General features: G+C 33.7%; 13 protein-coding genes. 5 read left to right on the top strand and 8 right to left on the bottom strand.

All coding sequences use genetic code 11. The features are described from left to right. Nucleotides 1–427 precede the first annotated feature (427 nt). The gene (locus ACFX4W_RS00105) at nucleotides 428–1,018 is read left to right on the top strand and encodes a hypothetical protein (RefSeq protein ID WP_377558838.1); all 591 of its coding nucleotides are present in this window, start codon (nucleotides 428–430) and stop codon (nucleotides 1,016–1,018) included. Nucleotides 1,019–1,047: 29 nt separating this feature from the next. On the opposite strand, the gene ACFX4W_RS00100 is transcribed toward ACFX4W_RS00105, so the two are convergent. After that, on the bottom strand, nucleotides 1,048–1,380 hold the full coding sequence (locus tag ACFX4W_RS00100; protein WP_377558837.1) for a DUF3139 domain-containing protein: 333 nt from the start codon (nucleotides 1,378–1,380) through the stop codon (nucleotides 1,048–1,050). 436 nt (nucleotides 1,381–1,816) lie between these two features. Here ACFX4W_RS00100 and ACFX4W_RS00095 point away from each other — a divergent pair, with 436 nt between their 5' ends. Beyond that, nucleotides 1,817–2,380 carry a DUF3967 domain-containing protein gene (locus ACFX4W_RS00095; protein WP_377558836.1) on the top strand — a complete coding sequence of 188 codons (564 nt, stop codon included), beginning with the start codon at nucleotides 1,817–1,819 and terminating at the stop codon, nucleotides 2,378–2,380. Nucleotides 2,381–2,947: 567 nt separating this feature from the next. On the opposite strand, the gene ACFX4W_RS00090 is transcribed toward ACFX4W_RS00095, so the two are convergent. The 3 genes from ACFX4W_RS00090 to ACFX4W_RS00080 form a co-directional block, all read right to left on the bottom strand. Beyond that, complete coding sequence (locus ACFX4W_RS00090; protein ID WP_377558835.1) at nucleotides 2,948–3,634, bottom strand: Rep protein; 687 nt, start codon at nucleotides 3,632–3,634, stop codon at nucleotides 2,948–2,950. Nucleotides 3,635–3,831: 197 nt separating this feature from the next. After that, entirely contained in the window at nucleotides 3,832–4,245 is a 414-nt protein-coding gene (locus ACFX4W_RS00085) for a hypothetical protein (RefSeq protein ID WP_377558834.1), read from the bottom strand. 19 nt (nucleotides 4,246–4,264) lie between these two features. Then, complete coding sequence (locus ACFX4W_RS00080; RefSeq protein ID WP_251470483.1) at nucleotides 4,265–4,576, bottom strand: NIP7 pre-PUA domain-containing protein; 312 nt, start codon at nucleotides 4,574–4,576, stop codon at nucleotides 4,265–4,267. 376 nt (nucleotides 4,577–4,952) lie between these two features. Between ACFX4W_RS00080 and mobQ the strand changes: the two genes are divergently transcribed. Together mobQ and ACFX4W_RS00070 are read left to right on the top strand one after the other, a co-directional pair. Further along, nucleotides 4,953–6,926 carry a MobQ family relaxase gene (mobQ, locus tag ACFX4W_RS00075; protein WP_377558833.1) on the top strand — a complete coding sequence of 658 codons (1,974 nt, stop codon included), beginning with the start codon at nucleotides 4,953–4,955 and terminating at the stop codon, nucleotides 6,924–6,926. 101 nt (nucleotides 6,927–7,027) lie between these two features. Then, nucleotides 7,028–7,252 carry a hypothetical protein gene (locus ACFX4W_RS00070; RefSeq protein WP_377558832.1) on the top strand — a complete coding sequence of 75 codons (225 nt, stop codon included), beginning with the start codon at nucleotides 7,028–7,030 and terminating at the stop codon, nucleotides 7,250–7,252. Nucleotides 7,253–7,667: 415 nt separating this feature from the next. On the opposite strand, the gene ACFX4W_RS00065 is transcribed toward ACFX4W_RS00070, so the two are convergent. Further along, nucleotides 7,668–7,787, bottom strand: a complete 120-nt coding sequence (locus ACFX4W_RS00065; protein ID WP_192101270.1) for a YjcZ family sporulation protein — start codon at nucleotides 7,785–7,787, stop codon at nucleotides 7,668–7,670. Between the two features lie 282 nt (nucleotides 7,788–8,069). On the opposite strand from ACFX4W_RS00065, the gene ACFX4W_RS00060 reads away from it, so the two are divergent. Next, nucleotides 8,070–8,399 carry a hypothetical protein gene (locus ACFX4W_RS00060; protein ID WP_377558831.1) on the top strand — a complete coding sequence of 110 codons (330 nt, stop codon included), beginning with the start codon at nucleotides 8,070–8,072 and terminating at the stop codon, nucleotides 8,397–8,399. A gap of 188 nt (nucleotides 8,400–8,587) precedes the next feature. On the opposite strand, the gene ACFX4W_RS00055 is transcribed toward ACFX4W_RS00060, so the two are convergent. The 3 genes from ACFX4W_RS00055 to ACFX4W_RS00045 form a co-directional block, all read right to left on the bottom strand. After that, nucleotides 8,588–8,743 carry a YjcZ family sporulation protein gene (locus ACFX4W_RS00055; RefSeq protein WP_377558830.1) on the bottom strand — a complete coding sequence of 52 codons (156 nt, stop codon included), beginning with the start codon at nucleotides 8,741–8,743 and terminating at the stop codon, nucleotides 8,588–8,590. Nucleotides 8,744–9,409: 666 nt separating this feature from the next. Then, complete coding sequence (locus ACFX4W_RS00050; protein ID WP_377558829.1) at nucleotides 9,410–10,339, bottom strand: DUF3298 and DUF4163 domain-containing protein; 930 nt, start codon at nucleotides 10,337–10,339, stop codon at nucleotides 9,410–9,412. 248 nt (nucleotides 10,340–10,587) lie between these two features. Beyond that, on the bottom strand, nucleotides 10,588–11,109 hold the full coding sequence (locus ACFX4W_RS00045) for a ferritin (RefSeq protein ID WP_377558839.1): 522 nt from the start codon (nucleotides 11,107–11,109) through the stop codon (nucleotides 10,588–10,590). Nucleotides 11,110–11,425: the final 316 nt, after the last annotated feature.

The following is an 11,425-nucleotide window of genomic DNA, read 5'->3' as shown; positions in this document are numbered from 1 at the left end:
GGTTTTCTCTTTCTACGCTGTATATCATATACAATCCTAGTTAACATAATCACTCTTTCCGGAACACATCATAAAAAGGAACCCTTATGGGAGTAAGGGTTCTGCAAGGGTCACTTTTATAGAATATGCAGCTTTTTATACATCGTTGATATGACAGCTTTTCTTAGGATTATGAATGACCTAAAGATGTATAAAAAGTACACCTTTTATACATATGCAATTAAGAAAAATATAGTATATATGGTAATAATATGGTAATATTTAGTTGTCGGAAATTTCAAACCCCTTGTTTCGAAAAGCTACCTCAATTTATATTAGGGTAGCTTTTTATTTTGTTATCTTTTAGAAATGTTTTCTAAGAAATTACCTTTTTTCTCCTTTATTTATGCTAAAATATACTAGCATTTCATAATAAAGGAGAATCATCATGAATTTTTTCAAAAAAAAGGAATTATTTTATGTTTTAAGTTTTTTATCTTTTGCCTTAATGCTTTCACTTGGATTTTCATCGCAAGCACAAGCAGCCACTGTAAAGGGGTTTAATTTTAAGCCTGGTGACATCTTAATTACAAAAAGTACAAGTTCAGATGGAATAGCAGGACACTCTGCAATTGTAGATCAAACAGGTTCAAATATTATACATATAGCAGGATATGGACATACTCCAGCTAGACATCCTGTGGATTGGTTTCTTAACAACTATAAAGCTACTAAAGTAGTAAGATATAAATCAGCTACTTTAGCAAAGAAAGCTGGAACATACGCATACAATAATTACTATAAAGGTCCTTATAAAAATCACGGTTATGGTTTAGCTCCTAATCCAAAAGATACAACAAAGCTTTATTGTTCTGAAATTGTATGGCAATCATATTACTATGGAGCAGGCGTTACTTTCTATGGATTAGCTAACAAACCAATTAAAAAAGTGATACCTAGCCATATAATGCCTTATGACTATATTGGCCAATATGAAAAAATGAACGGATATTCTACAGTAAAATCATTCAACTGGTAAGAAAAAGAGACTACGTATGTAGTCTCTTTTTAGTAATTATTTTTACCATCTTTTACAATTCCATCTTTGTTATAACTTTTCCACCCATAATAGTAAGTATTTTTAGGGTCTTTTTTAAATACAACATAAACCTTATAAGGAATACTTCCACCTTTTAAGGAATTATAATCGATACCAATTTCTTTTATATCATTACTTTTATATCCTTCTTCAGATAAATGCATTGATACAGCAGAAAGAACTTCTTCTCTCTCTTTTAAATTACCTACTGATAATTTTTGATAAGTTAAATAACCAATTACAACTAGTGATAATACAAATAGTATAATAAATACAATTGCTGTGATTTTACTTTTACTCATTTTAAATATTAACCTCTTCTTTAGCTTATAGAATAAAGCAGAATTTTTTCTGCTATCAATATACATTAACTCCAAAATCTAGTCAAATACTCAGCTGTATTTGTTTTATTACTTTTTAATCTGGACAAAGTACAAGATTATAGAGTATTTTATATTTGCACATGTTGCATCTTTTATCAGATATATCTAAAAACCACACACATAAGAAAAGCTCTCAATATTGAGAGCTTTTCTTATGTCCTTGAAAAAGTATGTAGCCGCCCACGCTATGGTTTATCAATATAGTAGCGTCTAAACGCGTTTACTCATCTTTTTAGAAAGCACTATTAATTTTAAAACATGCTCTTCAAACTATTTCAAAATTAATAAGTTAATTATCATATTAAAGGTATTCTAATCAAAATGATAGAATAACACCTAAACGGGGGTGAACGCATTGTCAAACGCATCGGAATATGGGTATTTTGCGAAAGACGTGGCAGCCGACCTTGAAGTTACTACGTCAACTCTAAGACGTTGGTCTATTGAGTTAGAAAAGGCCGGATATAAATTCGAACGAAATGAAAAGGATCAAAGAATTTACTATGAACGCGATTTTAAAGCGTTTAGGGAACTAAAAAAATTAATAAATAATAACGTTATACTAGTAGACGCTATAAATGCTGTAGTATCAATGGATGTAGAGGGATTAAACGCATCGCAAACGCCTAGCGTTTATCGGGAAGAAACGCGTTTAACGAGGCAATTTTTAGAAGAAATTTTAGACGAAAAAATAAATAAGGCAATACACCAAGCCTTTGAAGAAGGCCGCCAACAAGGCCAAAGGGAAATTAAAGAAATGATAAAGAAAATAGAAAAAAGAAATGAAGAACGAGATGATAATCTTATGTCTGTAATTAGATCAATACAAGAAGAAAAAGAAGAAGTTAAACAATTAATTGCAGCTTCTCAAGAACAAGCAAAGAAGACTTTCTGGCAACGACTTTTTAGTAAAATCTAAATAGAGATACAGAAAGGCGTGTATTCACATTAAAAATTGTTCCATCTGTAATGAGCCAATAGAAGATATTAATAAAGCCCTTTTAAGAAAAATTCGTAAAAGTGCTATGAAATTTCCGGGTTCTAAAAAAGAGGAAATAAAAAAAATCCACACTTTAGCATTTAAGTTCTCTAATGAAAAAATATGTGAGTATTGCTACTTACAAGAAATGGCTAGATTAACAACCATCATGAGAATTAAAGCAATGGAAAGCAGTAAACCTTAAGAGCAACTTGGTCCGCCTTGAGGCGGCCATATTAACCTTAAGGTTTTTTTATTTTTCTTACGAAAAAAGTATAAAAAGACCCTAGCAATTCTATGAGTGAATTGCTATTAAACAATAGTGATAATAGAGAGAAAGTTTAAAAATAGGGTTAAAGCGTTGATATGACTGGGTTGAATACACTTTTTAAGGTGTGCGGAATTCCTCTCATTACGGTACTAAAGTGAGAGGAATTCCGCACACCTTAAAAATTCCAAATTAATAAAAAAAGATCGTATCAATATGATACGATCTAAAAAATCAGTTTAAAAAAATCTAGCAGGTAAAGTTACTTTTTTACCGTTCTGATCTTTAAGATTTTTTAAAGAATGTTGAAACAATCTCATTGTTAATTTATCTAACTTAACTTCATTTTTTCGTGGAGCACAAATCATAATATAAGGATTTACAATCCACGTTCTAGGGCTTACAGTACGTCCATTTTCAGATACTTGACCTGCCCCTTCGGGATTAAGCAAAATCTCTTTTTGTTTCAAAGAATTCATAATTTCGGATGTTTGTCTACGAGATTTCCCAATCATTTCAGCAATTTCTGAAACTGTTGCAGCCTTTGGAAGTTCAAAGTCATCTTCAACAACATTTTTTTGTTTCTTTTTAAATTTATCTTCTCTGCAAATGATCACATTACTTTTAAATTCTAAGTACGCTTGAATTCTAAAAAGAAAATCTCCTTCGGCTTGATTAAGATAACCAATTCTATTTAACAAATCTAAATTTCTATGCATAGTTTGATTAAACGGCTCCCCTGCAAAAGGATCTTTACTGGTTCCAACAAAATGTTCCTCGCCAGTAAGTTCTTTTAATTGATCTAATAAAGATTTTTTTAGTTCTTCTGCTTTTAACCTAGATTCTCCATCCTTCTCAAAATCTCTTTTTCTAGCATTTTGTTCTGCTTTATTTAAACTACTTCTCAAACTACTTTCTTTTTTCATTACAATTCCCCCAATTTTTAACTGGAAGAAATTAATCTGTTTGTGTTAAAATACACTTACACACATTCAACAAAAAGAGTTAATCTTTCTTACAGGTTAATTCCTTCATAGTTTTTAAGAGAAGTCCTCGCAGTCGACCAAAACTTGAGGGCTTTTCTTATGTCTAATTTTCTACCAAATCTTTCATATTTGCAACCTTATTTCGAGTCTATTCGATGTTTTAACGCTGCAAGCAGCTTATCATCCACTCGTTTAGGCTTGTACCCCATCCGATCTACTAAAAGACCTTCTATGAGCTTCATACGAGCCGTATAAAGGCGATATTCACTTTCTCCGAACTCTATGACACTTTTATTAATCTCGGCCCCTTCTGGCGCTTTCTGAACGGTTCTCATTAGGTTATAGCTTTTGGAACGTTCTTCTCTAACCAAACGCAATAAAATTAACAAATCATACGTATGAAAACGTTGAAGCTCCTGGAATGACAAAGCTGAATCCTGTAAGCTCACATATTCTTTTAGTTGAGGGCGCTTTGTATGTAAAGGTGCTCCACAAACAGAACATGATTCCTCCATAGAATTATTTTCTGAATCACAATATGAACATTTCATCATAGGCTCCTACGAATCCTTACTCTTCAGAAACAGCTACTTCAGCTGCTGCTTTCTTTTTTTCTTTTACAACCACATCATGATGCAAAATCTTATCTTTATTTTTCCCTACATAAGATTGCAATGCCTTCGCAATCTTTTCTGCTTCTTCTTCACTTTGAATCTCAAAGTATTTCTCGAAGATCGCGCCGACTTGAATCAGTCTTCTTGTTCTCTCTTTTCTTTCTTTTTCTTTTTTACGCGCTTCAACTTGTTGTTTCTTCGCTTTCATCTTCTCAATTTTCTCTTCTAACTCCTGGAGAATCTCCTCATCTGTTCGCTTCTTCGGCACCCATCCTCATCTCCTTTTCCTGTTCTCTAATGGTTATTTTAATTGTATCAAAAATTGAGATAAATTGGTATCCTTAGCATAGATTCTCTCACCAATATATGGTATAATTCCCTTAGATCGAAGAGATAAGGGCGCACTTATACATCGTACCGATGTGTGCGGTTCCTTCGGAACGAAAAGACAAAGCCAAAGACTCATTCGCCTAGATGGCGAATTTCATAAAACTTGTTTGCCTATCGGCAAAGATGAAACCACCATCTGACACCTTTGGTGTTCATGATGCTGATTTCATCTAAAACGTTGATTAGCTCACCTTGTGCTCTCATCAACTTATTCTTAACTCATTAACCGATTCTCAAGAAAGGAGGAAAGAATTATGGCTATCTACCATCTATCGATGCAAATCATCAGTCGTTCAAAAGGACAATCTGCTGTCGCTGCAGCTGCTTATCGCAGTAGTGAAAAGTTACATGATGAACGTACGGACGAGCAAAAATTTTATGCCCGTCACGTACAACCGGAAACCATGATTCTGACTCCTTCTAATGCCCCAGAATGGATGAAAGATCGGAACCGTTTATGGAATGAAGTTGAAAAAATAGAGAAGCGCAAAGACTCACAACTTGCACGCGAATTAAATATTGCTTTGCCCATTGAACTTAATCAGGATCAACAGAAAGAACTCATTCAATCCTTTGTTCAAAACGAGTTTGTTCAAAAAGGAATGGTTGCTGATATCGCTATTCATCGCGATGATACAAACAATCCTCATGCCCACATCATGTTAACGATGAGAAACCTAGATCAAGATGGATTTGGCAAAAAGAATCGTGACTGGAATGCTGATTTTGCCAATGTGAAAGAAAACAACCGTGGGTACGTAAAAAATAGCAAAGGCTGCTTATCCATTCGTGAACAGTGGGCCAACTATGCCAACAAAGCCCTGGAACAATCCCAAATCAATGAACGTATTACCCATCTTTCTCATGAAAAGCGTGGACTCGAAACCTTACCAATGGTTCACTTAGGTCATGTCGCACATGACATGGAAAAGAAAGGGAAGAAAACAGACCGTGGCCAGATCAATAGAGACCGCCAAGACTATAATAAGGTCGTGATTGATTTACAAGCCTACCGTCACCAAAAAAAAGAGCATCTAAAGAAAATGAAGGAAAAAGAGAAGCAATTTAGCTTTTCTACAGATATCGAGAAAACCTATATCCAAAAGGCCGCATCTCTTGTGGGTCAAAAGGTTATTACCTTAGAAGATATTACAGCACGCCACGAAGAACTACGCAAAATAGGTGATCGTCATGATCCTATCGAACGACACTTTCATGTACAACAACAACAATTCTTAAATGTCAGCAATTATTATGATCGTGTAAGCGATTTAGAGCGTGAAATTCAACAGAACGAAGAAAAAGTAGAGGAACTTAAGAAGTCCCTTAATCCGTTTAAACTCAAAGAGAATAACATGATGAAACGACGTCATCTTGATAAAATCTCTGATTTAGAAAGTAACAAAGAAAGCTATGAAAGTAGCATTCAAAAATATAAAGAATCTCTTCGTTTTTCAAACAAAGAAGAGTTCTATCAGCGTTACCAAGAATTCTCTCAAAAGAAAGAAGATCGACTCAATCAAATTAAGTATGAGAAAAAACAAATTCAAGTCGAAACTAGGGTATTGTTACAAGCTGAGGATGCCATCAAAATGGCCAAAATCCGTGAGATAAGCTCTTATTATCCAGATCTCAAAACAGCTAGTAAGTATCTTACGTACAGCAATGCATTAAGACTAGAGCAGTATCACAATACAGCTCAACAAAATCAGTTTAGACTATCTAACATCAAACAAAATTTAGATGCTAACCAAAAGAAGCTAGACGAGTTCAAAAAACATCAGAAAATGGTTCGTGTAGAGAAAGAACATGTCTCAACTATGAGTAAAGAAGTAGAAAAGCTCAGCAGCGTGGAGAAAAAGCTTGATGAATTAGACAGAAGCCCAGGAGAAAAAGCCAAACGGCTTGTTTCAAAAAAAGCTCGTCAAGATTATGAAGAATTGCACCGTGAAGCTAAGTATGGACGTGAAAACTTAAAAGAACTAGGCTATAAAGGACAACAAGATTTACAACAACAACAAAGCCGCATGAACACAATGGAGAAAACAGTCGTCCCATGGTTAGAAAAAGAAATAAAAACACATGAGAGCAACATAAACGCTCTAAATAACGTTTTTAATGCTATCCAACAAGCTATTCATAGTCAAGAACATGCACAGCAAATAACAAGATTAAGAAGTACAACGATAAACAGATCAAACAAGCAGGGACCAGACCTTAGCCGTTAACAAAAAAATTGTATAAATAAAAAAGGCTTGTTCAAATGTATGAGCAAGCCTTTTACTTGTAAATTAAATAAAGTTAGTAATTAGTAATTAGAATGACTATTATGTCCACAATTACATTTATGATTTTGGTGATGATTATTATTTCTATCCTTACAACTACAATTGTTATTACCCTGATTATAAGAATTATGATCGTTATTATGGTTATGATGATTATGTCTACCACAAGAGCAACCGCCAAAATTATTGTTATAGTTACAGCGACGACGTCGACATCCACAGAAGAAAATATTATTCCAACAACACATATATATCCCTCCCTTTAATATGGATAAGATATTTTATGCTATTAATTTTTTTTAGCTTGTACTATTATCACCTATATAAAAAAGCTTCTGAATGGAACATCCAAGAGCTTTTTTACTATTGATCATAAAGTTATAAGTGCCTTAAGGCACTTTCAGTCAACTTAAGTTGACTAGGGTTATGTAATAAATAAATTACCTCCAAATTTTTTGATATGAACGGCAAAAAACTCCTGATTTCAACCACAATCAGGAGTTTTTCTGATTAGTCGAGAATACATCAAAAAAACAAAGGTTGCTCTTAGAATAAAATGGCGGGGTACGCTAAGCTCATCATATGCATTCATATTATTTTAGGGAACTTGCCTACCCTAAGAGAATTTTAAATAACTTGATATATGTAAAAAGCCCTTCAATTAAAAGGCTTTTTATTGAATTAGCAGTAACCTCCATAGCCACCACTAAAACAACTACATCCAATAATGACAAGAAGAATAAATAAGACAATTAGAAGGGCAAAACCCCCACCAAGTCCACATCCACCATAACTAGACATACTATCACTCCTTTTATAAGGTTTGAGTAAAACTAAAGGAGTAGGAACATAATTTACATGGGCTAAAGTATTGTATGTATCCGTAAATATTTATGAGCATGTTTAATTCTTAAATAAAATCACTAGTATTGAATCTGACCGTAATAGTTTTTAAAATTGTGGTTTTTATTTTAAAAAGCTATTACTTTTTACTTATTTTTCACAAACCAGGGACACTAACCCAAGAAGCAAACTAGGTAAATGCATATTCTTAATTTGATAAGAAAAATGGAGGTTGCGCTTATGAATTCAGAAATACACTTTTTACCTAATTTATATTCTCAGGAAAATCAGTTAAACCATGCAGATGAACGGTTTATTGGGAGACCTGGGTTTGGTTTTGGAAGACCCGGTTTCGGTTTCGGCCGTCCAGGGTTCGGCTTTGGAAGACCTGGATTCGGTTTTGGTGGTCCCTTTGTAGGAGGGTTAGCTGGTGGTTTATTAGCCGGTTCTTTACTTTCTCCATATGGCTATGGAGGTTATGGCTATGGAGCTCCATATGGATACGGTGGCTATGGAGGTTACGGCTTTGGATCCCCATATGGATACGGTGGCTATGGAGGTTGCTGTTAATCCCCTTTGAAATAAAAGTAGAATGTTTAAATTAAGACTTGTTATGTGTTATGTAAAATAAGAATTTAATGTTTAAATATCTATCAAACTAGCTTACAAAAATTCTATTAGAAATAGGATCCGATGGAATTCATTATTCCATCGGATTAATGAGGAAAAGAGCCTTATAAACTTCATTTACTTACTTATTAATAACTACCCTTAAAGCAAGTACAACCAACAATCACTAATAATATAAACAGAACAACAATAATAGCAAAATTACTGCCGTAACCACCGTAACCACCATAGCCATAGCCGCCTCCAAAACCGCAGCCACCTCTGTAACCACCGAAAAAGCCCATATCTTCACCACCCCGCACGTTATATTTTATAATATGTACAAGTGATAAAAATGCTCGCCTAAAATATACAAGCTCAAATTAATCATTAATATATAGACAATCGTACAAGCCTTTTAAAAAGTTTTACATAGAATGAAGTATCCTTGTACAAGGAAAAGGTGCCCAATCCCCTGAACCTGTTATTACCACCGCCCAAATAACAGGTTTAGTACATAATAAAAAAAGCTATGTATAGAACAACCCCCACTCCCGGCTTTTTAAAATATATTATATACACCTTTATTTTGTATAAAAGAATTCACATTCTTTCAGAACTCCTGTTTTTTTGCAAATCATATAATAAGAAAGTCACTCTTAAACCTAAAAGTATGCGTCAATTTAGATTTAGGTAACTTGCCTATTATGAATATTCTTTTATCATTTGAGCAAACTACTCATGACGCCGTGAGGCATCCAATATCCAACACGAATCTCTCTCCAAGAGCAGAAAAACCAACCTTTAGGACTCAGAGGTTGGTTTTTCTGTTTTTCAAGCTGTATATCATATACAAACTTAGTTACTATAATGGATTTTCTAGGAATGAAAGAGAAGGTTAAGAACTATCAACCTAGCTCTTAACCTTCTCTGAATGTTCTGGAATGATTAAAACAGACGGTAATTCTGTATTACTTAAAAATAGAATATGGAACTTTGAAGAAACTAATACCGTTAGCATAAGGTGCGTATTCATATTCACCAAATATAATTACAATGCCACCGTTCATGTAATAAAACTGGTCTTGAGTTAAGTTCACAGATTTGAAATCTTCAACCCAGAATTGAGCGCCTTTTTTATTACGAGCAATCATTTGTTCACGGATATATTTATTTACTTTACCTAATTGCTTTTGATTTGTAATGACATCTTTCAAACTAAGTTGTTTAGCCGTTAATAAATTATAATTGTAAGTATCAATCCAAGTCATACCATGTGCACCGCCAGAGTACTGATCATTCGTAACAGAAATACTTAAAATATTATCTTGGTTGTAAGGTACAGAGTATTTCATATTTTGATAATAAGGACCTGGTGACCAACCGTTTTCGCGGTCCTTCTTTTCCTGTTCTTTTAATTCTTTATTTGCTTGCTGAGTTTCTTTAGCAATGTTTAAGAATTTTCTATTGAAACTAGCCTCAAATGGTTTATTAAAAAGACCAGATGCTTCTGGATAGCTAATATTATTTGCTAATGATTTTTTTGTAACGGTTATTCCCAACGCCTGGATTTTGTCACTAGGCGCTCTCTCATACTTAATGCTAGACGATTTTTGAGCATATAAATCTTTTGATACACCGTAAATTCCACCGTATTTTCCAGAATAAGAATAGGCGCGATATATTTGCCCTTTTGATACTTTCTTTGCTGCTACTAATTTATTATTTTTAATGTTATAAAGACTAGTATTCTTTAAAATTGTAACGCGTCCTATTTGTCCTTTGACGAGTTCTTGATCCCCCCACATTACTTTGGCTTCTGCATCTGTGTGTGGAACGAGTGGCGAAAATAATACAGCAAAAACTAAAATAGCTGCTATAACTTTTTTGAACCTTTTCATAAATGCCCCCCTAAAATGTTTTTGTAGGGTTTTAAAACTAACAATCGTTTTTTCCAAAAAACCCCAATTAAAAGTATAACACAAATCAACAGGGGATAATGATTTTTTACATTGTTTTCGTAGACATAATTCATCAAATTTCTTTATGTATATTCCATTCATTTGTAGTTAACATAATGACCATTATAAGAATCCTTTCTAATAGTTATTTAGAAAGGATTCTTAACATTCTTATTTAAAAAGAACATTTAAGCTCCTGCAGCAGCTCCTCCAGTAGGTCCAGCTGGCTTTCTTTGACCTAGTTCTTGATCTAACATAAGAATAGCAGCAGAATTGTTTTGCGCAAGTTTTAAACGATCAACAATCGTTTGTGACTGAGCTTCTTCATCAACTTGCTCTCTTAAAAATTCTTGTATAATAATCAACGTTTGCTGGTCATTTGCCTGGTTAACATATTCATAAGCTTGACGATAAGAATTAGTTACAAATTTTTCATGTTCTAAGACTTTTTGAAATGTTTCTAAAGGTGTTCCATACTCAGTTGGCTGTGCTGGTAAAGAACTTAATTCAACAGTTCCTCCACGATCAACCAGGTAATCGATAAGTTTTACCATATGGGTTCTTTCTTCTTCTGATTGTAATCTTAGCCAGCTACCCATACCCCTGTAATTCAATTTATTCATATAGTTTGACATAGCTAAATATAGAGTGGATGACACGTGTTCAATTTGAATTAGATTATTTACTAATTTTTGAACCTGTTCATTAATCATTACTACTCCCCCTATTGTTTCAAATTAAATCCACTGTCATATTATTCGAATGTACGATTAGACATACATAAACTTGTTTTAAAACCCTTGTTACGAATAAACTACAGCATTTTGAGCAAACTACCCACGAAGCCGGCAAGCTTTTAGTAAAAACTATAAAAACAGAAAAAACTCCCGACCTTCTGAGGAGTTTTTTCTGTTTTTAAGCTGTATATGCTATACAAAACTAGTTAACATAATGTCATTTATCGGAAATCATGTGTTAGAAGAAAGTGTTGAAGGGGTACATATAAAAGATAGGGATAGCATCAGG

Origin of the sequence: Priestia sp. YIM B13489 (assembly GCF_042787645.1) — a bacterium.
GTDB lineage: Bacteria > Bacillota > Bacilli > Bacillales > Bacillaceae_H > Priestia > Priestia megaterium.
The sequence above is the reverse complement of the archived record's forward strand: the minus strand, read 5'-3'. Positions and strand labels throughout refer to the sequence as shown.